The organism is Parasphingopyxis sp. CP4, assembly GCF_013378055.1.
Taxonomy (GTDB): domain Bacteria; phylum Pseudomonadota; class Alphaproteobacteria; order Sphingomonadales; family Sphingomonadaceae; genus Parasphingopyxis.
Map to the genome: position 1 here is coordinate 2,619,571 of NZ_CP051130.1, position 25,507 is coordinate 2,645,077.

Sequence of the window (25,507 nt, forward strand, 5' to 3'; positions counted from 1 at the left end):
GGGGTGACATCACCGCTGGCGCCAGCGCGTTCCGATGGATCACCCCACCCCCGGACCCCTCCCCATCAAGGGGAGGGGAGTATTGCATTCCGCCGGTCTTTTCCGCTCACCGCTTGACGATTCAGAAGCGGCGATCCACACGCCGTGCATGCGTTTCTTCTCTGATAATGCGGCGGCCGTCAGCCAACCGGTGCTCGATGCGTTGGCCAATGCGAACAGCGTCGATACGGCCTATGACGATGATGCGTTGAGCCAGCGGCTCGATGCGGCCTTTTCGGAGCTATTCGAGAGTGATGTCACCGCACTCTGGGTGTCGACGGGCACGGCGGCCAATGCGCTGGCGCTCGCCGCCCTGTGCCCGCCCCATGGCTCGATCATTTGCCATCGCGAAGCCCATATCCAGAATGACGAGTGTGGCGCGCCGGAATTCTACACCCATGGTGCCAAACTGCTGCTCGGTGAGGGTGAGGGGGCCAAGCTGGCGCCCGCGGAGATCGAGCGGCTCGCGGCGTCCATCCGCGACGATGTGCACCAGATGCAGATCGGTGCGCTGTCGATCACGCAGGCCAGCGAATATGGCATGGTCTACCAGCCGGACGAGGTCCGCGCGCTTGCCGATATCTGCCACGCCAAGGGCTGGAGCCTGCATATGGATGGCGCGCGCTTTGCCAATGCGGTCGCGCACCTCGATTGCGCGCCCGCCGATATCAGCTGGCGCGTCGGCGTCGATATGCTGAGCTTTGGCTGTGTGAAAAATGGCGGCATGTCGGCCGAAGCCATGATCCTGTTCGGTGATGCGCGCGAAAAAGCAGCGGAAATCCGTTATCGGCGCAAACGCGGCGGGCATCTCCTGTCCAAGGGTCGTTATCTGGCGGCCCAGTTGATGGCGATGCTGACAGACGATCTCTGGCTCGCCAATGCACGCGCCGCCAATGCGGGTGCCAAGCTGATCGCCGATGCCGCGCCCGATCGGCTGGTCTATCCGGCCGAGGCGAATGAGGTCTTTATCACGCTCAGCGCTGACGAAGCGGCATCGCTCCGTGCCGCAGGCTTTGATTTTTATGACTGGGGCATTGGCGAAGCGCGCTTCGTGACCAGCTGGGACCAGCGCGAAGAGGATATCCGCCCGCTGGCCGCCGCCATAGCCGCGCTATGAACCAGGCCGAAGCGGCGCAGGCCGAGGTCGGCCTGTGGACGCCGCGCATCCTGTTCTCCTTCCTGCTGATCTCGTTGATCTGGGGCTCTACCTGGATCGTCATCAAGGACCAGCTGATTGCTGTCCCGCCGGTTTGGTCGGTCAGCTATCGCTTTCTTGCCGCGAGCATCGCCACCTTCATCGTCATTGCGCTCCGCCGCCAGCCGCTGATGCTCGATCGCCGCGGGCAATTCTGGGCGGTGGTGCTCGGGCTCAGCCAGTTCGCGCTCAATTTCAACTTTGTCTATGGGGCAGAACTCTACATCACGTCGGGCCTTGTCGCGGTGATGTTTGCGCTGCTGATGGTGCCCAATGCGGTGTTGGGGCGGATGTTCCTCGGCCAGCGTATCACCACCGGTTTCGTGATCGGCTCGGCAATCGCAATTGGCGGGATAGCCTTGCTGTTCGTGCAGGAATATCGGCTGGCACCGGTCGGCGGCGATGCAGTGTTTATCGGTATCGGGCTTACGCTGATCGCGATCATGTGCGCGTCGACGGCCAATATCCTGCAGGCGAGCAAGGGCGCACAGGCCCATCCGATCCTGACCCTGATCGCCTGGGCGATGCTCTGGGGCGCATTGCTCAACGCGCTATTCGGGCTCGCCACGGTCGGTGCGCCGGTGGTCGAGATGCGCACCGGGTATTTTGCCGGCATCCTCTATCTGGGGGTTATCGGATCGGCGGTCACCTTCCCCATCTATTTCGGCCTGATCCGGGAGATCGGCGCGGCCCAGGCGGCCTATACCGGCGTGTTGGTGCCGATTGTCGCGATGGTCTTTTCGACGCTGCTGGAAGGCTATGTCTGGTCGCCACTGGCAATTGGCGGCGCAGCGCTGGCGATTGCCGGATTGCTCTTTGCGATGCAGGCGCGTCAGCCCAAAAGGCCACGCATTCCCGCTTAACCCGCCGCGATAACGCGCAGGCCTGTGCGATAGTCGGGATAGGCCGGCATCCAGTTTAGCAGCCGCTTCGCCTTGCCATTGGCGACCCGGCGATTCTCGGAATAGAAGCCGCGCGCCATTTCGCTCAGCCCAGCCTCGTCCATTGTCTGGAGCGGTGGCGGTTCCACGCCAAGGAGCGCGCAGCCATAGGTGACGACGTCATTATGCGGGGCCGGCTGGTCGTCGGACAGATTATAGACGCCTGCTGGCCCGTCAAAACCGCAGATCACACCCTGAGCGATATCGTCGACATGGACGCGGCTGAATATCTGGTCGGGCAGGTCGATCCGCCGCGCCTTGTCCTGGCGGATGCGATCAAGAACCGAACGGCCGGGGCCGTAAATACCGGGCAGCCGGAACACGCGCACATCGCCCCGCAGCGCCTGCCAGGCCAGGTCCGCCTCGGTGCGCGCCTTGCGCCGCCCGCTGCCAATGGGGGCGCTTTCATCGACCCATGCGCCGCCCGTATCGCCATAGACACCGGTCGAGGAGAGATAGCCGAACCATTGGGCCGGTGCGCGTTTCAGGGCGTCTCCATAGGTGTCGAGCACCGGATCGGACCCGTCGGTTGGCGGAACCGAGGAGAGGATATGGCTGGCGGCTGCAATGGCGCTCACCACCGCTTCGCGATCGCCAAAGGCAATGCTGTTCGCGTCGGCCGTGCGCCGTGTCGCGGTAACCGACCAACCGTCCGCGCGCAGCCGATCGGCCAGTCGCCCGGCGGAATAGCCGAGACCAAAGATCAGGATATGCGGCATCGTCTAGCTGTCTGTCTCACCTTCAGCAGTCGGCACGATCATTTCGGGATCTTCCACATTCTCCGCTTTCCAGTCCATCGACATCTGCACGCGGGTGCGGCCCGATGGATGGTCGAAAAACAGGAATTCCTCAAGCGCGCCGGGTTCGATCTTGCGATATTGCGAAAGCTTCATCGCGACCGAAGCAAAGCCATCAGGTTGTCGGGCTGCATCAAGGCCAAAGGCATCCGCCTGGCTTTCGACCGTGCGGATCAACGTGTTCTGCGCGGGCGTCATGACCAGGAAATAGACCGTCAAAATGGCAGTAAAGAGCGGGAATGCAGCCGGATCGCTGACATCGCGGATGCCCCATTTCTCGCCATGCCGCGCCAATATGCGCGGCGCGAGCTTGGCCGTGATGAACAATCCTAACCCGAAGATAAGCGACAGGACGACGACGAGCAGCAGCACATGATTGAGCACATAATGGCCCAGCTCATGGCCCATTACCGCTTCAACTTCCTCAGGCGTTCCGCGCTCCAGCAGATTGTCGTTGAGCGAGATCCGCATCGTCCCGAACAGGCCCGACACATTGGCCGAGATCCGGTCATGCTGGCGCGACTGGTCGAAGACATACACATTGTCTGCCGGCACATCATGCTCTTCGGCCATGGCGAGAATTCGGTCCCGCAGCGGCCCGTCTTCCATCGGCGTATAGTCGTTGAACAGCGGGCTGATAAACACCGGCGCGATGGCGATCCCGATGATGATGAAGCCGGTGATCACGCCCGAACCCCATATCCACCAGCGTTTGGGCGAACGGCGGATCACTGCAAACAGCGCCATCAGGAACAGGGCCATGCCGATCACCCCAATGCCGAGGCCAATCGCCTGTTCGGTCAGCCACTCGCCAAAGCCGAGATTCATCAGCTCATATTGGCGCTCGCGGAAAAAGCCGGTGTAGATCGTCCAGGGCAGGACGATCAGCGTCGAAACGATGACATAGGGAATGGCGTAGAGCGCGGGAGTCAGCCAGCGGCGCTTGGCGACGCGCTCGGCCCAGTCACGGAATTTCGCGGACAGGCGTGTGCGCAACACGACCCATTCGGCGAACACCCCGACGATCGCGCCCCATAGGAGCAGCCAATAACCGCCTTCGAAATAATTGTCGGATCGCTCACGGGCCTCGCCGGACAGCGTCTCGACATAGGCATTGGTCGCGGCGACCGGATCGAACCCTGCTGCGGCCCATAGTGATGTGGGCAAGACAAGCAGCACCGTGGCTGCTGCCACTGCCAAATATCGTATCATGATTGCGATCCCTCTCATTCTTGCCCGGTAGCGATTGTGCCGCCGGACAGACGGGATTAGACGGCAATCATGTCCGATATGCAAATAGCCGCCGCCACGCCGCCCGCCACATTACGCGCTGACTATCGCGCGCCGGCCTGGCTCATTCCGGAGATCGCCCTCGATTTCCAGCTCGATCCGGCGCGCACGATCGTGCGCACCCGGCTGACGGTCGAACGCAATGGCGCGCATCACGAACCGCTGCGCCTTGATGGCGAGGGGCTCAAGCTGCTCGAAGTGCATGTTGACGGCGATGCGCTGTCCGAAGGCGACTGGACGCTCGACGATGCCGAGCTCAGCGTGCCCCTGCAGGGTGATGCAGCGGTTGTCGAGACACTGGTCGAGATCGCGCCAGACAAGAATAGCCAGCTGATGGGGCTCTACGCATCGGGTGGCATATTGTGCACCCAATGCGAGGCGGAAGGCTTTCGGCGGATCACCTTTTTCCCCGACCGGCCCGATGTGCTGAGCCGCTATTCGGTGCGTCTGGAGGCGGATAAGCAACGCTTCCCGGTGCTGCTCTCCAATGGCGATTGTATCGAGAGCGGCGATGGCGAGGCGGGTCGGCATTGGACGCTGTGGCAGGACCCCTGGCCCAAGCCCTGTTACCTGTTTGCGCTCGTTGCCGGCGATCTCGCCGCCAATCGCGACAGCTTCACCACTTGCTCGGGCAAGGCGGTCTCGCTGGCGATCTGGGTCCGCGAAGAGGATCTTCCCAAGACCGATCACGCGATGGATGCGCTCAAGACATCAATGGCCTGGGATGAGCGGGTCTATGGCCGCGAATATGATCTCGACCAGTTCAATATCGTCGCCGTGTCCGACTTTAACTTCGGCGCGATGGAGAATAAATCGCTCAACATATTCAATTCGCGCTATATTCTGGCCGATGCGGACACCGCGACCGATGCGGATTTCGATGCGATTGCAGGAGTCGTCGCGCATGAATATTTCCACAATTGGTCGGGCAATCGGGTGACCTGCCGGGATTGGTTCCAGCTTTCCCTGAAAGAAGGCTTCACCGTGTTTCGCGATCAGCAATTCTCGGCCGATCAAGGGTCGGAGGCGGTTGCCCGGATCGGTGATGTCCGCGTGTTGCGCGCGGCGCAATTCCCTGAAGATGCCGGGCCACTCGCCCATCCGGTTCGGCCTGAAAGCTATATCGAGATTTCAAACTTCTACACCGCGACCGTTTACAACAAGGGCGCGGAACTGATCCGCATGATGAAGGCGATCCTGGGCGCGGAGGATTTCCGCAAGGGTTCCGATCTCTATTTCGAGCGCCATGATGGCGAGGCCGCGACCTGCGAAGATTTTGCGACCGCAATGGAAGATGCGAGCGGCACCGATCTCACCCAGTTCCGCCGCTGGTACAGCCAGGCGGGCACGCCCAAAGTCACCGCGCGCTTCGATTATGATGCCGAAGAACAGTCGGCGACATTGGCGCTATCGCAGACGGTGCCCGTAACGCCGGGGCAACCCGACAAACAGCCGATGGCGATACCGCTCAAAACAGCTTTACTGGGCGAGACCAGCGGCGATCCCATCGTCGATGAGCAGCTGATCATGCTGACCGAGAGCGAGCAGCAAATCCGCTTCGAGAATCTCGCCGAACCGCCAGTCCTGTCCTTGAACCGCGGTTTCACAGCGCCCGTCTCGATCGACCGGGAAAGCGATGCGGCGACGCTTGCCTTCCTCTCCGCCCGTGATGACGATCCCTTTGCCCGATACGAAGCTATGCAGCAGCTGATGGTGGACACAATCACCGATGCTGTTTCGGGAAATGGGAGCGATCATGGTCCGGTGATCGAGGCAGTGGGAAAGACGCTCGCCAATAACGATCTCGACAAGGCCTTTATCGCCGAAGCTGTGCTATTGCCGAGCGAGAGCTTTGTGGGAGATCAAATGCTGATCGTCGATCCGGAAGCCATTCATGGTGCCCGCGAAGCATTGCGCAACGATCTGGGTGAAGCGCTCGATGCCGAATGGCGCGCCGCTTATGCCGGGGCAAGCGGCAACAGCTATGCTTATAATCCGACGGCCAAGGGATTGCGCCGATTACGGGCTGTATCATTGAGCTATGTCGCAGCGAGCGGCGCCGATGATGCTGCGCAGATCGCCTTCAGCCAGTTCGATAGCGCTGACAATATGACCGATCGCCAGGCCGCGCTTGGCGTCCTTGCAAGTGGCGAATGGCCGGAGCGGATCGCCGCGCTCGATGATTTTTACGCGCGGTACAAGGATGATGCATTGGTGCTCGACAAATGGTTCATGGTGCAGGCGATGTCGACGCGCGATGACACGGTTGACGCGGTTGAGGCGCTAACTGCCCATCCCGATTTCAGTATCGAAAACCCAAACCGTTTCCGCTCGTTGATCGGAGCCTTTGGCGGCAATCAGCGCGCCTTCCACACAGCCTCGGGCCGCGGCTATCGCCTGCTCGCCGATCACATCCTCAAGGCTGACGCGATCAATCCGCAAACCGCCGCTCGCATGCTGCCGCCGCTCGGCAAATGGCGGCGCTTCGATGAGGAGCGCGGCGCGATGATGCGGGCCGAGCTGGAACGGATCCTTGCCGCGCCAAACCTCTCCAAAGACGTGCTCGAACAGGCGTCAAAAAGCCTTGGCTGAGGCGCTGCGCATCGAACGGCGAGACGCCGAAGCCGCCTGGCCTGAGGTCGAGGCGCTGGCCACGATCGTCTACACGCCCGAAATGGCCGCGCATGACGAATGGCATGACGTGGTCTGGTCGCATGCACACAAATGGGTGCTGGGCTATCTTGGCGATGCGCTTGTGTCTGTGGCGGGCATTCACCAGCGCGAGATCGATGTGAACGGATCAGAGTGCCTGGTGGCCGGGATCGGCGGTGTCAAAACCCATCCGGAGCATGAGAAGCATGGCTATTCCACCGCCGTGCTCGACGAAACCAATCTGGCTATTGCCGAGACGATCGCGCCGCAATTCAGCCTGATCTTTGTCGAAGAGCATAATCGGCCATTTTACGAAAAACGCGGCTGGCGGGTGTTCGATGGAACGGTGATGGTCGAGCAGCATGGCAAGCAGGTCGCGTTCCAGGAGAGCAGCGTCATGCTGCGGGACGGGGCCAGCGCCGCGCCGCAGTCCGGGACAATCGATCTGAAGGGCAGGCCCTGGTAGCCTAACCGGTAATCCAGTCCGAAAATTCGACAGCCATGCGATTGGCCGCACGGTTCAAGGCTTGGGCGACGCTTTGCGCGTCCTGCGAGAAAACACGCTCGCGTTGCTCGAACCGGCGGGTCCGTACACCATTCTCATCGGTGATTGTGGCGTCATAGACGATCACGGTTTCGTTGGATCGTGCATCCAGGCCAAACTCATGCAGCTGGCCGTTGATCACGGTGCCGGGATCGGCCGAATAGGTTGCCGGATCGAGGACGATGCGGCCGGTGCGGGCAGCAACCACTTCGCTGAACAGCGCGCGGAGCAATTCATTGGGTGTGTCGACCCAGAGCGCGTCGGTCAGATAGGCGATGGTTGTTTCGCCGGTTTGGACGGGCAGCCGGTTGGTGATCAGCTTTTGCGGCACTTCCGGACGGCGAATGGTGATCGCCTGACCCATCGCAGCGGAGCGATCGGAACCGCCCGCGATCTGCTCATCGGCATTGAGCGCCATCAAAAACGGGGGCGGCTCGGAGCCGAAACTGACACAGCCGGCCAGCATGGCTAGCGCAACCAATGGGAATAAGCGTTTCATCATCGGCTCCTATTGCGGCTCATAATCGGGCAGGCGGGCAGTACCGACCAGCGATCCCGCGCCCTCGCGGTTGATACGTTGCGATACGGCAGTCAGCGATTCAGACATTTCGCCAAGATCGCGAACCAGCTGGCCGATCTCAGGCACGGTCTGTTCGGAAAAGGCGTTGAGGCCCGGCTCTGCGGCGGTAATCGTGCGGTCAAGCGCTTCCATGCTCGATTCCGCCGATGCAACGGCCGAGCGCAGGTCACGCATCAGGCCCTGGCCTTCCGATCCGAGCAGATTGTCGGTTGTGTTGGCGAGCTGACCAATCTCTTCGACCGCAATACCCACCTGGCGAATGGCTACGCGCGTTTCGGTAAGGGTTTGGGTGATCTCCGGTCCCTGGGCTGAGAGTTCATTGGTTAGCCGTTCGGTGTTCGCGAGGATCGCTGCGATCGAATTCTGGTTCCGGTCTCCCAGCAGCTCTGTCAGCCGCTCGGTCAAGGTCGTCAGGCGTTCCAGGAGGCGCGGCGCACTATTGAGCAGTTCGCCAAAAGCACCCGGTCGAGTGGGAATGACGGGAACACCTTCGGGGCCTTCGTCATCGATCGGTTCCCCGCCCTGGACACCGCCGTCCAGTGAAATCTGGGAAACGCCGGTAAAGCCGATGCCGGCAATCGTTGCAGTGGTCCCCTCGAGTATCGGTACACTCTCATCAATGCTGATCCGCACACGGACAAATTCGGGATTGTCGGGTACGAGCGAGATCTCATTGATCTGGCCAACCGGGACACCGGCATAGGTGACACCCGAACCGCGAGCGAGGCCATCGACCGACTGGGCGAAATAGATGTCATAACTATTGTCGCTGCCATCGCCGATCCGGGTCAGCCAGACGGTGATAAAGACGAGCAATGCGATCAGGCCCAGCACCACGCTGCCTACCAGTATCTGGTTCGATCGGTTTTCCATCCTATCCTCCTGGGCGCCAGCTCATTGGCTCAGCCCGTTCCCGCAATTGCGGCGCGTCCGCGCGGCCCGTTGAAATATTCCTGTATCCATGGGTGATCGAGAGCAAGCAATTCTTCAATCGGTGCGCAGGCGATCACCCGCTTGTCTGCAAGCACCGCGACCCGATCACAGATTGTATGTAATGTATCCAGATCATGCGTGATCAGGAAGATTGTGAGGCCCAGCGCTTCCTTGAGCTCAAGAATCAGATTGTCGAAGGCCGCCGCGCCAATCGGGTCGAGCCCGGCTGTCGGCTCATCCAGAAACAACAGCAGCGGATCGAGCGCCAATGAACGCGCGAGTGCCGCCCGTTTGCGCATGCCGCCAGACAGTTCCGACGGATATTTTGGCGCATCCTCAGCCTTTAATCCGCTCATCACGATTTTGAACGTCGCAATCTCGCAGAGCAGATCTTCATCGATATATTTGTAGAATTCGCGCAGCGGCACCTGGACATTCTCGGCCACGGTCAGCGTCGAAAAGAGCGCGCCATTCTGGAAAAGTACGCCCCAGCGCCGCCGCAAATCGAGATTTTCTTCTGCGGTCGCGCAATCGATGCGCTCGCCAAAAATGCTGATTTCACCGGCGTCCGGCTCTTGCAGGCCTATGATCGACCGCAGCAACACCGATTTGCCCGTACCCGATCCGCCGACGACACCCAGAATCTCGCCTTTGCGAACATCAAGGTCCAGATTCTCATGCACGACATTGTCGCCAAAACTGTTGCGCAATCCGCGGATGGAGATGATCGGTTCCTCGCTCATCACCACTTAACCCCAGCCTATGGATGAGAAGAAGACTGCGAAAAAGGCGTCGAGCACGATCACCAGGAAGATTGCCTGGACCACCGCCGTGGTCGTGCGATTGCCGACTTCTTCATTATCGCCATGCACCTGCATGCCTTGGTAACAGCCAGCAAGACCGATGATCATTCCGAACACCGGCGCCTTGATCAGGCCGACCAATAGATCCGTCATCGGTACGACTTCGCGGAGTCGGATGATGAAGGTTTCCGGCGGTATCCCAAGGCCGATCCAGCAGAGCAAACCGCCGCCGACGATCATCAGGAATGTCGAATAAAAACCAAGCAGCGGCATCAGCAGCGTGGTCGCCAACACCCGGGGCAGGACAAGGGCCTGCATGGGCGGCACACCGATGGTGCGCATCGCATCGACTTCCTCGGCAAGTTTCATCGACCCAATCTGCGCGGCAAAGGCGCTGCCCGAGCGGCCGGCGACCATGATTGCCGTCATCAATACGCCAAGTTCCCGGGTCGTGATCCGGCCGACCAGATTGATGGTGAAGACTTCGGCGCCGAATTGGCGCAGCTGGACCGCGCCCTGCTGGGCGATAACGATGCCGATCAGGAAGCTCATCAACCCGACAATTCCAAGCGCGGAAACGCCGACCGTTTCAAAGCGCTGAACGACAGCATTGTAGCGCATTTGGCCTGGACTGCGGATTACCGCCCCGGTGGCGATGATCAGCCCGCCAAAAAAGGCGAGCAGGCCCTTGAGGCCGCTGAGTGCCTCCAGAGTCGAGGCACCAATTCGGCCGACAATGCGATGGAATCGGCCTTCATCCTCGTCATAGGATTTTGCCGGATCATCGGCGATTACAACCTGGCGGATCAGGCGCTCGGCATGATCGCTCGCGCCCACAATCTCCGCGCCATGATCGCGCGATAATTTGTGAACGATCCAGGCGCCGACCGTATCAACGCGTTCGACATTCGAGATATCGATCCGGCTGGGCGCCAGTTCGAGCGCATCCAGCTTGGCGGGCACCGGGCCAAGCCGGGCAATGGTCAGGCGGCCGGAAAAGCGAATAATCCGCTCGCCCCCCTCCTCGATTTCGGCAAAATTCGCTTCTGCAGTCATCGCCTTACCTTGTGCGGTGAAAATCCCGGCTCGGCAAGCGGCTCCTTCATGCTATGAAGCACTGCGATGACGAAAATTGCTCTCTATGATCTCGACAAGACGATCACGAAACGGCCTACATATCTGCCGTTTTTGCTCCATGCTGCCTGGCGCTATGATAGGCGACGGCTGATATTCCTCCCTGGCTTCGGCATTTTGTTCGCCCTCTATCTGGTTCGCGCGCTGGATCGCGGCGGGCTGAAAGAGCGGATGCAGGATATGCTGCTCGGATCGCCGGTCGATGCAGAGAAAATGGCGGCGATTACCGAAAGCTTTGCCGAAGCGACGCTGGCGAACAATCTCCATCCCCAAGCGCTGGACCGGATCGCTCGCGAGAAAGCCACCGGCTACCGGCTGGTCCTCGCGACCGCATCCTATTCGTTCTACGCTGGCCCGCTAGCGCAGCGGCTGGGATTTGACGATGTGATCGGTACCGAGGTTGAGCGCGACGAGGACGGCAATATCCTCGCCAAAATCGATGGCGAGAATTGCTATGGCGACGCCAAGCTCCGCCGCGTCCAGGTCTGGGCCGAAGCCCAGGGCCTGGCCAAGGACGATATCGAGATCCGTTTCTATTCGGACAGCCCTACCGATCTCCCGGTATTCGACTGGTCGGACGAACCGCTACCCACCAACCCCACCAGCAAACTCCGCAAGATCGCCGATAAACGCGGCTGGCGGATCTTTGCCTGGGGGTGAGCCGCACTATTGCGCTATCCTGTGCTCCGGCGCAGGCCGGAGCCTATGGCCGATCGGGTTTCGCTATGTGGATGTGACAGGACTGGACTCCGGCCTGCGCCGGCGCACAGCTAGACCTCCGCCAGTGCCTGGGTGAAGTCGGCGATCAGATCGTCGGCATCTTCGACACCGATGGAAATGCGTACCAGATTGTCGGTGATGCCGAGTGCGGCTTTGCGCTCGTCGGGCACCGACAGATGCGTCATCGCCGCGGGGTGGCTGGCCAGCGTTTCGGTGCCGCCCAAACTCACGGCGAGCTTGGCGATCTTCAGCGCATCGAGGAAGCGGAAGCTTTCCTCTTCGCCGCCTTGGACGAAGAGCGAGAAGGTCGATCCTGCGCCCGTGCAATGGCGATCATAGATATCGCGCTGGCTTGATCCCTCTTCGAGAAAGCCGAGATAGCCCAGGCCGTCGACCTTGGGATGATCGCGCAGGAAGCTGCAGACTTTCTCCGCATTTTCCCCGGCGCGTGTCATTCTAAGCTCCACTGTCTCAAGGCTGCGGAGCAGCATCCAGGCGGTGTTCGGATCGGTGATCGTGCCGATCGTGTTGCGCATCGCGCGGATCGGATCGAGATGCGCCTTGGAGCCCATCACGCCACCGGCGACCAGATCGCTATGCCCGCCGACATATTTGGTCAGGCTGTAAATTGTGATGTCCGCGCCATGTTTGAGTGGCTGCTGCCAGAGCGGGCCCAGAAACGTGTTATCCATAGCGATCGGCGGGCCGTCTTCGCCAAAGGCCGCATCGCGCGCTTCCTTGACCATCTGGATATCGACAAGTGCATTGGTCGGATTGGCCGGGCTTTCCAGATAGATCATCGCGACCTTCCCTGATCCGGTAGCCATGCTCTTTGCCTTTTCGAGGATCGCATCGACCTCCGCCCGGTCTGCACCTGCGGGGAAATCGATAAAGGTCACGCCAAAGCGGCCGAGCACGCGATTGATCAGGGTTTCAGTGGCCGCGTAAAGCGGACCGGAATGGACGACGACATCGCCCTGATGGACATTGGCAAGCAGGACAGTGGCGATTGCCGACATGCCGCTTGAAAAGACGAGCGCTTCCTCTGCTTCTTCCCAGACCGAAAGCCGGTCTTCGCAGATTTCCTGGTTCGGGCCGTTAAAGCGCGAATAGACAAGCCCCTCGGCGCCGCCTGGGCGTTTACCGGTAATCCCTTCGAAATGGCGCTTGCCAGCGGCCGCGTTTTCAAACGCAAAGGTCGAGGTGAGGAAGATCGGTGGCTTGAGCGAGCCTTCGGACAGGGCCGGGTCAAAGCCATGGCCCATCATCAAGGTTGCAGGCTTCAGCTTGCGGTTGCCGATCTTTTCAATCTCGGGTTTCGGTTTGCGGCGCGGCGTGGTGCCGTCGAGCGCAGATTTGTCTTCGGTTCCGTCAGTCATAGCGGACAGGCCTTCCGTTTTGCGCTCCTAGGAAGGCAGGAGCTCAATAGAGGCGTTTCCGGCCAGGGCGCCTAACCTCCGCAGGCGCGCATCTCCGTCATTCGCCCGATTTGAAACGCGGCGGACTAGCCAGCCAGCGCTGCGACGCCCCAGGTCACCAGGACAATCATCGGTATCCCGCAAATATCGAGCAGAAATCCGGATTTCAACATCCTTGGCAGCGCAATGTGATTAGATGCCCAGGCGATCGCATTGGGACCGGTGCCGGAGGGCAGCATAAAGCCCCAGCTTGCGGCCATTGCAGCGGGCATGGCGAGCAGCATCGGATCCGCGCCGGTCGCGACAATTAATGCTGCGACAACCGGTATCACGCCGCTTGCCGTTGCCACATTGGATGCAAATTCGGTGATCAGCACGACAAGCGCGGTCACCGCCAGCGCGATAATGATGAGGTCAACCGCCTGGAGCGGCTCCAGGGCTTCGCCCAGCCAGGCGCCAAGCCCGGATGCGATGATGCCTGAGGCCAGCGCCAGTCCGCCCGCGAACAGCATGATCACGTCCCAGGGCGCGCGATTGGCTTCGGGCCAGTTGAGCATTGGCCGACCCTCGCCATCGGGCAGCACGAATAGCAGCAGGCCGCCGAGGATCGCGACGGTGCCATCATGGATGGAACCTTCGGGCAGATAGGTCTTGATAAAGGGCAGCGCGATCCAGCCACCGACCACCAGCATGATAACGGGCAGCAGCCGCCTTTCCGCTGTCGACCAGGCACCGGGATCGCCGATCGCGGCTTGCGCTGCGGCGGTGTCAAACGCAGTGCGCGTCACACGTTGTATTCGTACCAGGATGAAGAGGCACAGCGGAATGCCGATGGCAACAATCGGCAAGCCGAACATCGCCCAGGTGAGGAAATCGATTTCGGTGCTGATGGTCCGGTTCATCAGTCCGGCGGCGATTGCGTTGGTCGGCGATCCGACCAGCGTTCCCAGCCCGCCAATCGATGCGGAAAAGGCAATGCCCATCAGCAATGCGCCGGCAAAGCCCTTGGTCTCGCCTTCCGCGACGCCACCTGCGGCGAGCACGGCTATCGCGATTGGCACCATGATCAGCGTGGTCGAGGTATTCGAGACGATCATCGAAAGAATGGCTGTCGCCGCCATGAACGCAAAGAGCAGCCCCCAAGCGGTTTTCCCGGCCCGGCCAATGATGGCGAGTGCCAGTCGCCGGTGCATTCCGGTCCGCTCGATCGCCAGCGCAAGAAACGCACCGCCCAGGATCAGGAAAAGGATCGGCGAATAATAGGCGCTCGCCACCTCACCGGTGGTCATCACGCCCATAAAGGGCAGCGCCACGAACGGCAGCAGTGCGGTCGCTGTCAGCGGCAGCGCCTCGGTCATCCACCAGCTCGCCATCAGCACAACCAGCGCGGTCACCCGCCAGGCTTCGACCGGCATGCCTTCGGGCGCCGGCATGATAAGCAGGATGATAAAGACGGTGAGGCCGCCGAAAAATCCCATCTGTTTGGCTGTCATCCGACCCCTCCGTGCGCCATCGCCTACCACCCTTTATCGCTCGCGCGAAGGTGCGAGCGATTATAAGGCGATCACCGATAATTGGCGGCCATAATCGGGTTCGCCCCGATGGGTGGCGCGGCGATAGCTGAAGAAGCGATTTTCGTCAGTATAGGTATCAAGGCCCAGCGTCTCGACGGTCTGGATACCGCAAAAAGCGAGCCAGGCCGCGACATAGGCTTCAAGGTCGAAATAATGATGGCCCGGCGCACCATCGCGGAAATATTGCTCATTTTCAGGTTCGATGGCTTCGAAGCGCTTGCGAAACTCATCATCCACCTCATAGGAGCCCCGGCCGATACACGGGCCGACCGCGGCGGCGATCTGGCTGCGGTTTGCGCCGAGCTCTTCCATCGCCTCAACCACGGATTTTGCGACGCCCGTCATCGCGCCTTTCCAGCCGGCATGCGCGGCGCCGATTACGCCCGCTTCCCGGTCAGCGAGTAGAATCGGTGCGCAATCCGCAGTCAGGATGCCGAGAGCGAGATTGGGTTTGTCGGTGACCATCGCATCGAGCTCAGGGCGATCGCTATCGGGGAAAGCATGGGTGACGGTCACAACATCGGGCGAATGGACCTGATGGACTGTCACAAGGGTTGCATCGGGCGCTACCGCTTCGGTGGCGCGGCGGCGATTGGTCTCGACATCCGATTTGATGTCATCTGATCCAATGCCAACATTCAGACTTTCATAGATGCCGGTCGATGCTCCGCCCGTCCGGCCGAGGAAGCCATGTGCCACCCCGTCCAGCGCCGCGGCGCGGATAATCTCGATCTTCTGACCCATGCAATTCTTGTCCCTGCCCGTAACGGGTCGGTCTGTTTAGCGCTCTTCTGGCTGGTTGCAATGTGCGATTTAAAAAGCCGCGGGTGCTGGCCAGTTGGGGTTCACTACCGCTAAAGTTTTGAAAAGTGTACCCATTTCATCAGGCTGTGTGAGCCGATCACGGGCGGCAACCAGTTCCGCCTGGCGGTGCGGCGCGGCTTTGGCGAGTGCTGCCGTGCGCGCGCCGATACCGAGGGACTCCAGCCAGCCGCCTTGATCCGCCGGCCCATAAACTGCCAGTCCGGCCGCTCTGCCGAGGCTCTCGAGCATCGAGAAATTGACATGGGCGGTGAGGTCTCGCTCGCCAGGTTCGGCAAAAATGTCCGCATATTCATGGCTGGACACGGCCTGCAATGTGTCACCGGTCGCGAACCCCTGATAGCCATAATCGATGATCAGCGCGGCGCCGCCCTGGGCTGCAATGCGGGTCGCGAGTGCGCGTGCAGCGCTCTCTACGGCGGGCGATGTTTCGATGACACTGCCGACCGGCGCGTCCCGCAGCGGCTCCGGCACAAGGCTGTCCAGCGTCGGGCCGGACGCACCAGGGAGAAAAGCACCATCTTGATGGTCAACCATGATTTCATGCCATCCCGCCTTGGTCCGCATGATCTGGCGGATTGGAAGCGCGTCAAAAAACTCATTGGCAACAACGAGCAGCGGACCGGTGTCCGGGAGCGTATCGATATCGTCATGCCACCGTGCAGTCGGCAGTCGCGTCGCCTGTTTTTCGCGCAGCACCGGGCTCGTTTCGACGAGATGGATGGGTGGTTCGAACCGGCCGGCGCGCATCGCCCGCAACGCGTCTTCGGCCAGTGTACCGCGGCCTGGGCCAAGCTCGACATAATGGGCGTTGGCTGGCGATCCGGCGCGATCCCATAAGTCTGCCAGCCACAGTCCGGTCAGCTCGCCGAACATCTGGCTGATCTCCGGCGCGGAGACGAAATCTCCGGCCGCGCCCAAAGGGTCGCGCGTTGCATAATAATGCGCATTCGCTTCGGCCATGAACTGGGCAACGGAGATCGGACCGGCAGCGGCGATCAGCCCAGCCAGCCTGTCCGTCAGCGAACGGTCTTTAGTCGGCATTCGCCTGGGGCTTGGCCTGGTCAGCGCGGCCCTTGGCGGTTGCGATCAGCCAGATGCCGCCAAGGATCATCGGCACCGTCAGCCACTGGCCCATCGACATGCCCAGGCTGAGCAGTCCGAGATGCGAATCCGGTTCGCGGAAAAACTCGACAGTAAAGCGGGCAAGACCATAGCCGACCAGGAACGTCCCAACGAGCTTTCCAGGTTGGTGGCGCGCATCGGTCTTCCAGAACAGATACCACAGCACGGCAAAGAGCAGGACGCCCTCCAACCCGGCTTCGTAGAGCTGGCTCGGATGGCGGGCCTGTTCGTCGGCGCGGGGAAATATGATCGCCCAGGGCACATCGCCAGGGCGGCCCCACAGCTCCCCATTCACAAAGTTGGAAAGGCGCCCGAAAAACAGGCCAAACGGGATAGTGCAGGCGACATAGTCATGGATCCGTAGCCAGTTGAGCTTGTTCTTCCAGGCCATGAACAGGATTGCGAGGCTGACACCGATTACCCCGCCATGGAAGGACATGCCACCGTCCCAGACGCGAATGATATCGCCGGGATTGTCAAGATATTCTAAGGGTTTATAGAATATCACATAGCCGAGCCGACCGCCGATCAGGATGCCGAGCGTCGCGTAGAACACCAGATCATCGGCGTGGCGCCGGGCCATCGGGGCGCCGGGTTGGCCGACAAGTTTGAGGAGATACCACCAACCGACAATGATACCGGCGATATAGGCAAGGCTGTACCAGCGTAGCTGAAAGAAGCCGAGATCGAGAGCTATTGGCGAAAGACCGAGATTTTCGAACCTCAGAAAATCGCCGGTAGCGGGCACGGCGGCGGCGAATGTCGTTAACAGAAAGTCCAAGGCTTTCCCCCTCGCGTTTTTGCCCTCATAATGGTGGCAGACCGAAACGGAAAGCGCCGAGAATCACAAAGGCGTAGGAGAGAGTAAGATGGCGACCCAGGCACCCGAAGTAGAAACGACAGGCAAATCCTTCACCCGCATGCAGGATGGCCAGCCCGAACATTGGGCGGTGATCGCGAAAGAGCATCAGGATCATTACAAGACAGACGCGCCCAAGCGCATCCTCAAGCATCTTGAAGATCTCGGTGCGCTGACGCTCGGCTTTGGCTGCGATCAGCTCCAGCATTCACTGATGACAGCGACCCTGGCGCGCCGCTCTGGCGCCAGCGATGAAGAAATCGTTGCCGCGCTTTGCCATGATATCGGCAAGACAATGTCGGTGCCCAATCACGGCGCAATCGCGGCCGAAATCCTCAAACCCTATGTCAGCGACGATCTCTATCATGTGATCAAATATCACCAGGATTTTCAGGGCGCTTATTATTATAACTATCTCGGCAAATCGACGACGATGCGCGAAGATCACAAGGATGAAAGCTGGTATCCCTTGGCCTGCAAATTGGTCGATGAATGGGATGCGCCGGCCTTTGATCCCGATTTCGATGTCGACAGTCTCAAAAGCTTCGAACCGGAAATTATGCGAGTGTTCGGCACGCCGAAGATGATGTGATCGCAATGCGGATCGACCAGAAAAGGCACCCGGTTCAGGGTCGCTGATATCGCAACAGACGCCCAACCCGCAGCGGCCGCTGCGCCCTTGCCCCATCACGGTGAAGGCGGTGCGTTGGGCAAGACAGGCTTTGCCTGGGCGATCTTCGAATGGGCCCGCAATCCCTATTATATCCTGATCGTCATCTATATTTTCGCGCCCTATTTTGCGCGCGATATTGTCGGAGCGGATATCCTGGCGAGCGGCGAGCTGGACGGCCTCGATCCCGAAACCGCGACGCAGACCGCCAATGCGCGGGGCCAGGCGGCGATTGCGTCGGTGACCAAATGGGCCGGCTTGATCGCCGCGCTCACCGCACCGTTTCTCGGGGCCGCGCTCGATCGCGGTGGACGGCGCAAGCCGATCCTTGCTGTCATGCTCGGCACGATTGCAGTCATGTCCTGGCTGCTCTGGTATGCGATTCCGGGCGAAGAAGGCCTGCCGACCAATGTGGTGATGGTCGTGCTGGTCGTTGCCTATGTCTGCTACACCTATTCTGAGGTTACCCATAATTCGATGTTGCCCGCGGCCGGGCGGCCCGAAGCGCTGCCGATGATCAGCGGTCTGGGCCTCGGTCTTGGCAATCTTGCGGCGACGTTGATGTTTATGGCGCTGGTCGGGCTGTTTGCACTTCCGGCGGCGATCGGCTGGCCCTTTGCAGAGCCGCAATTCGGCTTCGATCTTGCGCGCTACGAACATATGCGGATCGCAGGTCCGCTCTGTGCGATCTGGCTCGTTGTCTTTGCCATCCCTTTCTTTACGAGCGCGCGGGATCCCGGTGTGCCGGGTGCGAGTTGGAGCATGGCGGCAATCGATGGCGCAAAGAGCGTCGTCCGCACGGTACGCAAGGCCGCCCAATATGCGCAGCTGATGAAATTCCTGCTCGCGCGAATGTTTTACGCGGATGCAATGGCCGCGCTGCTGGCGCTGGGCGCAGTCTATGTCTCGCTATTCCTTGAATGGGGATTTCTGGAAATGACCGGCTATGCGATTTTCGCTTCGGCCTGGGCGTTTCTTGGCGGGCTGGTCGGTGGTTGGCTCGACAACAAGGTCGGCGTGAAACTGGCGCTGATCATTGAGATACTCGGCATGGTTGCGGTCCTGGCGTTGCAGCTCTCGATCACCAATGAGACTTTGTTCTTCGGCACTGTCGAGAATTACGAGGTCTGGGAAGGCCTCGTGTTCCAGGACCTGTCCGATCTTGTCTATCTTGGCCTGGCCGCGGTGCTTGCGGTGACGGCCACGGCCAGCATTTCCTCGAGCCGCACAATGCTGGTTGCGCTGGCACCGCCGGGCCGCGCAGGCGAATTTTTCGGGCTTTATGCGATTGCCGGTACGGTCACCGTCTGGCTTGGGCCGCTGCTTGTGGAGGTTTTCACTACGGCCTTTAACAGCCAGCGGATTGGCATGGCATCGATCGCCATATTGTTTGCGATCGGGCTGATCTTTCTTGCCTGGGTCAGGGTCGAACAACCCGAAGCCTAAGCCATGCGCAGCCTGTTCCCAAGGGCGGCTGGCGTCATCGCTTCCCAGTCTCTACAGAGCCATTCATGGCAGATGGTCCGCGCTTTGGAATTACGCGCCGCCGCGTCCTGATTGGGGGTGGCGTGGGTGCTGGACTTGCGGTCGCCTGGGCCGTCTGGCCGCGTTCCTATGTCCATAATCTGATCGCCGGTGAAGGGGAAACAGTCTTCAACGCCTTTCTCAAAATCGGCGAGGACGGCAATGTCAGCGTCATCGTGCCGCAGGCCGAGATGGGACAGGGCGTCTGGACCGCGCTGCCGCAGGCACTCGCCGATGAGCTGGGCGCGGACTGGCGCACGATCGGGGTCGAGACGGCGCCGATCAATCCGCTCTATGCCAATGACTTTATCGTTGCCGGAGAATCGGATGGTGCGCTGCCTTCATTCCTCGGATCGATCGGCCAATGGGCGACCCGCGAATATGCCGTCCGCAACGCCTTGATGATCACTGGAGGCTCGACTTCGGTGCGCGGGTTTGAGCAGCGGTTCCGCGAGGCTGGCGCCGCGGCGCGCGCAGTTTTGTGCAAGGCCGCCGCCGCCCGCTGGGATGCCGATTGGGAGGCCTGCGACACGGCTGATGGCTTTGTAACATTAGGCGAGCGCCGATTGCGGTTTGGCGAACTTGCCGCCGAAGCCGCTAGCTATTCTCCGCCATCAACACTGACGCTGCGCAATGCAGGTACCGGATCGATCAGCGGTCAATCCGTGCCGCGCATCGATTTGCCGTCCAAGGTCGACGGGTCTGCCCGCTATGCCGGTGATGTCCGCCTGCCGGATATGGTGTTTGCCGCAGCCCGCCAGGCGCCTTCGCGCCGCCATCGGCTGGCCTCGGTAAACCGGGACGCAGCCAATAATGTGTTCGGTGTTTCCGCGATCTTCGAAAATCCCCGCTTTGCGGCCTGCGTCGCAACCAATTGGTGGGCGGCCAATCGCGGCGTCGAGGCGCTGGCACCGCAATGGGACAGCGATGATGAGACGCCGGTCGACGATAGCAGCATCGATGAGGCGCTGCAGGCGGCGCTCGATGGCGATGAGGGCCATCGCTTTGTAAGCGAAGGGGATCTGTCTGCCGCCTTCGGCCCATCGGGCGCGATCCGCGAGACCTATACTGTCGGGCTTGCGCCGCATGCCGCGATCGAACCGCTAACCGCGACGGCGCGGGTCCAGGATGACGAGATTGAGATCTGGGCGCCAACCCAGGCGCCCGGTTTGATGCGCGCCGCGGTGGCCGAAGCCATCGGCTATGGCGAAGGCCAGGTGACCATCTATCCGATGCTGCTCGGCGGCTCCTTCGGCCGGAAGATCGAAAATGATGCGGCGATCCAGGTAGCGATCATCGCGCGCCGGATGAACCGCCCGGTCCAGCTCACCTGGTCGCGCGAAGAAGAGATGCGCAGCGACTATTATCGCCCGGCTGCCCGCGCGCGGCTAACCGGTAAACTGGCCTCGGACGGTCGGGTGTCGGCCTGGCACAGCCGGATCGCGGTTCCCTCGACCAATAATGAGATGTTCAAGCGGATCATGCCGAGCATCTTTTTCGGCGATGTCGACGATGCCAGCCCAATCGCGGTCGAAGGCGCGCGCCCGGCCTATGCGATTCCCAATCTGGCGGTTGAACAGATGCCGGCCGATATCGGTGTTGAAACCGGAATCTGGCGATCGGTCGGGCATAGCTATACCGGCTTTTTCAATGAGACCTTTATTGACGAACTGGCCCAGCAGGCCGGTGTCGAGCCTCTATCATTCCGGATCGCGATGCTGGGCGCCGAGCCAAGGCTCGCGCGCTGCCTGACAAATGCTGCGATGCTGGGCAACTGGGACGGCGGCGAACAGGGCGGTGGCATGGGCATCGCGGCCCATAGCTGTTTCGGCAGCCATGTAGCCATGGTCGTTCAGCTGGGCATTGCCGATGATCAGCGCCCCGCTTTGGAGCGCGTATCCGTTGCGGTGGACTGTGGCCGGGTCCTCAATCCCGAAATTGTCCGTCAGCAGATTGAAGGCGGCGTCATTTTCGGCATGTCGCAGGCGCTGGGTCTGCCCTTCGGCTATGATGCCGGCGAACCGACTGCCTCCAATTTCCCGGACCTCGCCTTGCCCTTGCTGTCCGACACCCCCGAAATTGAGATTGAATTGATTGAGAGCGAAGAAGAACCAGGCGGGGTTGGGGAGATTGCCGTGCCGCCAGTCGCGCCAGCCATCGGCAATGCGATCTTTGCCGCAACTGGCCAGCGCCTGCGCTCGTTACCGTTTGTGATAGGCGGAGTTGAATGACCGAAAAGCCTGATTTCCATCCGGATATAATCCCTCCCAAAGTGGCGGTGTTGCTGGTCAATCTTGGTACGCCGGACGCGCCGACAGCCAAGGCCGTGCGGCGCTATCTTGCTGAATTTCTAGCGGACAAGCGGGTTGTCGAGCTGCCGGATCTGGTCTGGAAACCCATCCTGCACGGGATTGTTCTCACCACACGGCCGCGCAAATCTGCAGCCGCCTATGCCAAGGTCTGGACCGACGACGGATCACCGCTGGCTGTTCATACCAAGCAGCAGGTGGCCGCATTGCAGGCGGCGCTCGGCGATAGCGTCCATGTCGATTATGCGATGCGTTATGGCCGCCCCGGCATCGGCTTTCGGCTCGAGCAAATGAAAGAGCAGGGCTATGACCGCATCCTGTTGGCGCCGCTCTATCCGCAATATTGCGGTGCGACCACGGCAACAGTAATCGACGAAGCGGGTTCGGAATTAGCAGATATGCGCTGGCAGCCGACGCTCAGGGTCATGCCGCCCTATCATGATGACCCGGCCTATATCGAGGCGCTGGCCGCATCGGTGCGCACGGGCATTGCGGGGCTCGACTTTGAACCCGACGCAGTGGTGGCGAGCTTTCACGGCATGCCACGGCGTACCTTGGAGCTCGGCGATCCCTATCACTGCCAGTGCCAGAAAACCGCGCGCCTCGTCGGCGAAGCGCTGGGTCGACCGCTCTTCGTCTCGTTCCAGAGCCGTTTCGGACGGGCCAAATGGCTGGAACCCTCGACGGTGGACATGCTGGAAGCGCTGCCGGCCAAGGATATCCGCAAGATTGCGATATTTGCGCCGGGCTTTTCAGTCGATTGTCTGGAGACTCTGGAAGAGCTGGCCATGGAAGGCCGTGAGCAGTTCATGGCGGCTGGCGGCACCCATTTTGGCTATATCCCCTGCCTCAATGCCAGCGATGGAGGCATGGCCATGCTTGAAACGCTCGTCCGTCGGGAGCTTGGCGGCTGGATCGATTAGCCTGCGGCGGCGCGGCGCAAGTGTTTTTTGGGTTTTTCGGCCGGCGTATTGAGCCGTTCAAGATCAAAATTGCGCGCGAATTCAATCCCCATGCGCTCCTTGTCCGACCAGCGAACTTTACTACGGAACATCTGCCCTTCCAGAACCTCGATCAGGATATCAGTTCCGTCTTCGATATCGCTCAGGCCCTCGATCATCGCGCCCGTCGCAGAGATATCGCGGATCAGGCCTCTTTTTGTCCGGCCGTCAACTTCGACATTAGCGGATCGGAGCAGGCGCTTGCGCGGGCTGCGGCTTGCGCGATGTCCTTCGGCTTTTGCGACGCCAGATCCGTCGCCGAGCTGCGCCATCACCTCAATATGCGGCATCGGTTTGCCGTAGATATAGCCCTGGATGTGCGAGCAACCGAGCTGCTTCACGAGCTCGATTTCATCCTTATGCTCGACACCTTCGGCGGTGGTTTCCATGTACAGCGTTTCGGCCAGCGAAACGATCGCCTTGATAATTGCAGCGTTGCGATTGCCGATCACGGCGGCGCCGCGAATGAAGGATTGATCGATCTTGATCTTGTCGAACGGCGCAGTTTTCAAATAGCCGAGCGCGGAATAGCCGGTGCCGAAATCATCCAATGCCAGCCGTATTCCGATCCGCTTCAACGTCTTGAACATGGTTGTCGTGTCATTGTCCTCATCGAGGAAAACCGACTCCGTCAGTTCAAGCTCAAGACGTTCAGGCTCGAGCTCGGCATTGGCCAGGGCGCTGACGACGATTTCGGGGAATTTCGGGTTGGCAAACTGTATCGGGGACACATTGACCGCGACCCGTACATTGCCGGGCCATTTTGCGGCATCCATGCAGGATTTGCGCAGGATCCATTCGCCGATCTGCTCGATAAGGCGAATATCTTCGGCAACCGGAACGAAATCTTCGGGCGAGATTGAGCCGCGCGTGGGATGATGCCAGCGGATTAGCGCCTCATAGCCAACAATCTTTTCATTCCCTGTGCTGACCTGGGGTTGGTAGGCGACGGCCAGTTCGTCCTTTGAGAGCGCCACCCGCAGATCGTCTTCGAGCCGTTTGCGCTGCTTGGCGCCGGCGTGCATTTCCGCTTGGTAGAAACGATGGACGCCGCGGCCATCGGCCTTGGCAGCGTAAAGTGCCAGATCGGCGTTGCGCACAAGCTCGTCCGACGTGCTGCCATTGGCCGGTGCAATCGCAATCCCGATTGAACACCCAATGGAAAGCGTAACGCCATCGATCATATAGGGTTGAGACAGTTCGTTGATGATCTGGCTGGCCAGGCTCGACAGGCTATCGTTTTTGACGAGCCCAGGCAGCACCACCTCGAATTCGTCGCCGCCAAGCCGACCGACCATTCCCTTGTCGCCCACGGCGCGGAATAGTCGCTTCGATACCTGCTTAAGCAGTTCATCGCCGACCGGATGGCCCATCGTATCATTGACCGCCTTGAACCGGTCGAGATCAAGCAGGAACAGGGCGGCCTCGGCGGTAAGATCTCCCTTGTCATCCAGCGCACGTTCGAGGGCCAGCTGCATCTCCTGCCGGTTCGCAAGGCCGGTTAGTGAGTCATATCGCGCAAGGCGGTTGGCTTCGGCTTCGGAACGACGTTTCTCCGTCAAATCGGTACCGCTGCCCGCATAACCCCGAAACTGTCCGATTTCATCAATGACCGGGCGGCCCGAGATAGCCCACCACAAGTCTTCGCCCTCGACGGCAGCCCGGACAGCGACCTCATTAAAGGCACTGCGCGTGGACAGGTGGAAGCCGAGCGCGCGCTCACCGTCTTCAGCGCCGCCCTCGTACCGGATGAGTGATGCAAATGGTTGACCGATGACTTCGGACTTGGACTTTTTGAGCGTCTCGACCAGTTTCGGGGACAAGTAGACGATCTTGCCGGTGCGGTCAGTTTCCCAAAACCAGCCATTTCCATTGGCTTCGAATTCTTCGAGCAACCGGTTGGCGCGGCTCGCGCTGGCATCATTGCGTGCGCGATTTCGGGTTTGCTCCTGATCGATACGGGCGTTGCGGATACTTGCGACCCATAGGCATATGAGGCTGGTTATTCCGACCACTGCAACCAGAAACTCACCGGATAGCACCGCACCGCTGATGATCGCGCCAGCGACGAGCAGAAAGGCTGCGGTCTGGATCGGCGCGAGGGCATAGAAGAGCAACAATCCGGACATTGCGAGGGATAGCATGCACAATATTCCGATCGTCATATGGCTGAGCGCAGCCAACTCGAATCCCAAGATTGTGAAAACTGTTCCATATGCGGCGGCAATGGGCAGTGTAGCGAGCACTAGATAGTGGGGCCTGATTCGGCGGAAAACTCTCATGCGCGAAAAGAGCAGCAATGTAAGCGTTACCGTTAATACGCCGCCGACTATGGGAACAACACGGGCACCGAACTCAAAAGCCTGCATGCCGAACGTAGCGGTCAGAATGAGTGCGATTGTAAGCAGTTGTGCGACAAGGGCCGCGGGAAGCATTGCCGCTGCCCGACGTACCAAAGCGATCTGGGATTCTGTTTCAAATGCGCCTTCGGCTGCCGTAATCCCCAGATTTACAGCAATGCCCTGACGCTCAACATCTTCGGATGCTGAGATGATTGCCCGCACGTCCATCGGGCGG

General features: G+C 60.5%; 21 protein-coding genes. 9 read left to right on the forward strand and 12 right to left on the reverse strand.

Annotation, left to right across the window (positions count from 1 at the left end):
* Nucleotides 1-148: 148 nt before the first annotated feature.
* Nucleotides 149-1,156: a low specificity L-threonine aldolase gene (locus tag HFP51_RS12925; protein ID WP_176876130.1), complete on the forward strand. Its 1,008-nt coding sequence runs from the start codon at nucleotides 149-151 to the stop codon at nucleotides 1,154-1,156.
* Nucleotides 1,153-2,097 carry a DMT family transporter gene (locus HFP51_RS12930; RefSeq protein ID WP_176876131.1) on the forward strand — a complete coding sequence of 315 codons (945 nt, stop codon included), beginning with the start codon at nucleotides 1,153-1,155 and terminating at the stop codon, nucleotides 2,095-2,097. Before HFP51_RS12925 ends, HFP51_RS12930 begins: the two co-directional genes overlap by 4 nt.
* On the opposite strand, the gene HFP51_RS12935 is transcribed toward HFP51_RS12930, so the two are convergent.
* Together HFP51_RS12935 and HFP51_RS12940 are read right to left on the reverse strand one after the other, a co-directional pair.
* Nucleotides 2,094-2,894, reverse strand: a complete 801-nt coding sequence (locus HFP51_RS12935) for an SDR family oxidoreductase (RefSeq protein ID WP_176876132.1) — start codon at nucleotides 2,892-2,894, stop codon at nucleotides 2,094-2,096. The two genes, HFP51_RS12930 and HFP51_RS12935, sit on opposite strands and share 4 nt — an antisense overlap.
* Nucleotides 2,895-2,897: 3 nt before the next feature.
* Entirely contained in the window at nucleotides 2,898-4,184 is a 1,287-nt protein-coding gene (locus HFP51_RS12940) for a M48 family metallopeptidase (protein ID WP_176876133.1), read from the reverse strand.
* A gap of 69 nt (nucleotides 4,185-4,253) precedes the next feature.
* Between HFP51_RS12940 and pepN the strand changes: the two genes are divergently transcribed.
* Nucleotides 4,254-6,854 carry an aminopeptidase N gene (gene pepN / locus HFP51_RS12945; RefSeq protein ID WP_176876134.1) on the forward strand — a complete coding sequence of 867 codons (2,601 nt, stop codon included), beginning with the start codon at nucleotides 4,254-4,256 and terminating at the stop codon, nucleotides 6,852-6,854.
* Nucleotides 6,847-7,380, forward strand: a complete 534-nt coding sequence (locus HFP51_RS12950) for a GNAT family N-acetyltransferase (RefSeq protein WP_176876135.1) — start codon at nucleotides 6,847-6,849, stop codon at nucleotides 7,378-7,380. Before pepN ends, HFP51_RS12950 begins: the two co-directional genes overlap by 8 nt.
* Before the next feature lies 1 nt (nucleotide 7,381).
* Here the strand turns inward: HFP51_RS12950 and HFP51_RS12955 are convergent, their stop codons facing one another.
* Genes HFP51_RS12955 through HFP51_RS12970 form a run of 4 tightly spaced genes read right to left on the reverse strand, consistent with a single transcriptional unit; the run spans nucleotide 7,382 to nucleotide 10,830 of the window.
* The gene (locus HFP51_RS12955) at nucleotides 7,382-7,960 is read right to left on the reverse strand and encodes an ABC-type transport auxiliary lipoprotein family protein (protein ID WP_255454668.1); all 579 of its coding nucleotides are present in this window, start codon (nucleotides 7,958-7,960) and stop codon (nucleotides 7,382-7,384) included.
* A 6-nt stretch (nucleotides 7,961-7,966) separates the two neighbouring features.
* Complete coding sequence (locus HFP51_RS12960) at nucleotides 7,967-8,911, reverse strand: MlaD family protein (protein ID WP_176876136.1); 945 nt, start codon at nucleotides 8,909-8,911, stop codon at nucleotides 7,967-7,969.
* A gap of 29 nt (nucleotides 8,912-8,940) precedes the next feature.
* Complete coding sequence (locus tag HFP51_RS12965; RefSeq protein WP_176876137.1) at nucleotides 8,941-9,714, reverse strand: ABC transporter ATP-binding protein; 774 nt, start codon at nucleotides 9,712-9,714, stop codon at nucleotides 8,941-8,943.
* A gap of 6 nt (nucleotides 9,715-9,720) precedes the next feature.
* The gene (locus HFP51_RS12970) at nucleotides 9,721-10,830 is read right to left on the reverse strand and encodes an MlaE family lipid ABC transporter permease subunit (RefSeq protein ID WP_176876138.1); all 1,110 of its coding nucleotides are present in this window, start codon (nucleotides 10,828-10,830) and stop codon (nucleotides 9,721-9,723) included.
* 66 nt (nucleotides 10,831-10,896) lie between these two features.
* Between HFP51_RS12970 and HFP51_RS12975 the strand changes: the two genes are divergently transcribed.
* Nucleotides 10,897-11,568: an HAD-IB family hydrolase gene (locus HFP51_RS12975; protein ID WP_176876139.1), complete on the forward strand. Its 672-nt coding sequence runs from the start codon at nucleotides 10,897-10,899 to the stop codon at nucleotides 11,566-11,568.
* A gap of 110 nt (nucleotides 11,569-11,678) precedes the next feature.
* Here the strand turns inward: HFP51_RS12975 and HFP51_RS12980 are convergent, their stop codons facing one another.
* From HFP51_RS12980 to lgt, 5 genes are all read right to left on the reverse strand, one after another.
* A complete protein-coding gene (locus HFP51_RS12980) occupies nucleotides 11,679-13,007 on the reverse strand; it encodes a cystathionine gamma-synthase family protein (RefSeq protein ID WP_176876140.1) in 1,329 nt (442 codons plus the stop codon).
* A gap of 125 nt (nucleotides 13,008-13,132) precedes the next feature.
* Nucleotides 13,133-14,539, reverse strand: a complete 1,407-nt coding sequence (locus HFP51_RS12985; RefSeq protein ID WP_176876141.1) for a DASS family sodium-coupled anion symporter — start codon at nucleotides 14,537-14,539, stop codon at nucleotides 13,133-13,135.
* Nucleotides 14,540-14,599: 60 nt separating this feature from the next.
* Entirely contained in the window at nucleotides 14,600-15,364 is a 765-nt protein-coding gene (gene pgeF / locus HFP51_RS12990) for a peptidoglycan editing factor PgeF (protein WP_176876142.1), read from the reverse strand.
* 69 nt (nucleotides 15,365-15,433) lie between these two features.
* Nucleotides 15,434-16,486, reverse strand: coding sequence for a class I SAM-dependent methyltransferase (locus HFP51_RS12995; RefSeq protein WP_176876143.1), 1,053 nt, complete (start codon nucleotides 16,484-16,486; stop codon nucleotides 15,434-15,436).
* Nucleotides 16,476-17,339, reverse strand: coding sequence for a prolipoprotein diacylglyceryl transferase (lgt, locus tag HFP51_RS13000; RefSeq protein ID WP_255454994.1), 864 nt, complete (start codon nucleotides 17,337-17,339; stop codon nucleotides 16,476-16,478). The genes HFP51_RS12995 and lgt overlap by 11 nt, the downstream gene beginning before the upstream one ends.
* Nucleotides 17,340-17,436: 97 nt before the next feature.
* Between lgt and HFP51_RS13005 the strand changes: the two genes are divergently transcribed.
* The 4 genes from HFP51_RS13005 to hemH all read left to right on the forward strand — a co-directional run bounded on the left by HFP51_RS13005 (nucleotide 17,437) and on the right by hemH (nucleotide 22,852).
* Complete coding sequence (locus HFP51_RS13005; RefSeq protein ID WP_176876145.1) at nucleotides 17,437-18,018, forward strand: HD domain-containing protein; 582 nt, start codon at nucleotides 17,437-17,439, stop codon at nucleotides 18,016-18,018.
* Between the two features lie 114 nt (nucleotides 18,019-18,132).
* Complete coding sequence (locus HFP51_RS13010; protein WP_255454669.1) at nucleotides 18,133-19,542, forward strand: MFS transporter; 1,410 nt, start codon at nucleotides 18,133-18,135, stop codon at nucleotides 19,540-19,542.
* A gap of 65 nt (nucleotides 19,543-19,607) precedes the next feature.
* A complete protein-coding gene (locus HFP51_RS13015) occupies nucleotides 19,608-21,851 on the forward strand; it encodes a xanthine dehydrogenase family protein molybdopterin-binding subunit (protein ID WP_176876146.1) in 2,244 nt (747 codons plus the stop codon).
* Nucleotides 21,848-22,852, forward strand: a complete 1,005-nt coding sequence (gene hemH / locus HFP51_RS13020) for a ferrochelatase (RefSeq protein ID WP_176876147.1) — start codon at nucleotides 21,848-21,850, stop codon at nucleotides 22,850-22,852. Before HFP51_RS13015 ends, hemH begins: the two co-directional genes overlap by 4 nt.
* Here hemH and HFP51_RS13025 read toward each other — a convergent pair.
* On the reverse strand, nucleotides 22,849-25,500 hold the full coding sequence (locus HFP51_RS13025; protein ID WP_255454670.1) for an EAL domain-containing protein: 2,652 nt from the start codon (nucleotides 25,498-25,500) through the stop codon (nucleotides 22,849-22,851). The two genes, hemH and HFP51_RS13025, sit on opposite strands and share 4 nt — an antisense overlap.
* Between the last annotated feature and the right edge of the window lie 7 nt (nucleotides 25,501-25,507).

Bases quoted from the DNA above. Each gene is read 5' to 3' on its own strand.
- HFP51_RS12925 (WP_176876130.1), top strand. From the start codon at position 149: ATGCGTTTCTTCTCTGATAATGCGGCGGCCGTCAGCCAACCGGTGCTC.
- HFP51_RS12930 (WP_176876131.1), top strand. From the start codon at position 1,153: ATGAACCAGGCCGAAGCGGCGCAGGCCGAGGTCGGCCTGTGGACGCCG.
- HFP51_RS12935 (WP_176876132.1), bottom strand. From the start codon at position 2,894: ATGCCGCATATCCTGATCTTTGGTCTCGGCTATTCCGCCGGGCGACTG.
- HFP51_RS12940 (WP_176876133.1), bottom strand. From the start codon at position 4,184: ATGATACGATATTTGGCAGTGGCAGCAGCCACGGTGCTGCTTGTCTTG.
- pepN (WP_176876134.1), top strand. From the start codon at position 4,254: ATGTCCGATATGCAAATAGCCGCCGCCACGCCGCCCGCCACATTACGC.
- HFP51_RS12955 (WP_255454668.1), bottom strand. From the start codon at position 7,960: ATGATGAAACGCTTATTCCCATTGGTTGCGCTAGCCATGCTGGCCGGC.
- HFP51_RS12960 (WP_176876136.1), bottom strand. From the start codon at position 8,911: ATGGAAAACCGATCGAACCAGATACTGGTAGGCAGCGTGGTGCTGGGC.
- HFP51_RS12965 (WP_176876137.1), bottom strand. From the start codon at position 9,714: ATGAGCGAGGAACCGATCATCTCCATCCGCGGATTGCGCAACAGTTTT.
- HFP51_RS12970 (WP_176876138.1), bottom strand. From the start codon at position 10,830: ATGACTGCAGAAGCGAATTTTGCCGAAATCGAGGAGGGGGGCGAGCGG.
- HFP51_RS12975 (WP_176876139.1), top strand. From the start codon at position 10,897: ATGACGAAAATTGCTCTCTATGATCTCGACAAGACGATCACGAAACGG.
- HFP51_RS12980 (WP_176876140.1), bottom strand. From the start codon at position 13,007: ATGACTGACGGAACCGAAGACAAATCTGCGCTCGACGGCACCACGCCG.
- HFP51_RS12985 (WP_176876141.1), bottom strand. From the start codon at position 14,539: ATGACAGCCAAACAGATGGGATTTTTCGGCGGCCTCACCGTCTTTATC.
- pgeF (WP_176876142.1), bottom strand. From the start codon at position 15,364: ATGGGTCAGAAGATCGAGATTATCCGCGCCGCGGCGCTGGACGGGGTG.
- HFP51_RS12995 (WP_176876143.1), bottom strand. From the start codon at position 16,486: ATGCCGACTAAAGACCGTTCGCTGACGGACAGGCTGGCTGGGCTGATC.
- HFP51_RS13005 (WP_176876145.1), top strand. From the start codon at position 17,437: ATGGCGACCCAGGCACCCGAAGTAGAAACGACAGGCAAATCCTTCACC.
- HFP51_RS13015 (WP_176876146.1), top strand. From the start codon at position 19,608: ATGGCAGATGGTCCGCGCTTTGGAATTACGCGCCGCCGCGTCCTGATT.
- hemH (WP_176876147.1), top strand. From the start codon at position 21,848: ATGACCGAAAAGCCTGATTTCCATCCGGATATAATCCCTCCCAAAGTG.
- HFP51_RS13025 (WP_255454670.1), bottom strand. From the start codon at position 25,500: ATGGACGTGCGGGCAATCATCTCAGCATCCGAAGATGTTGAGCGTCAG.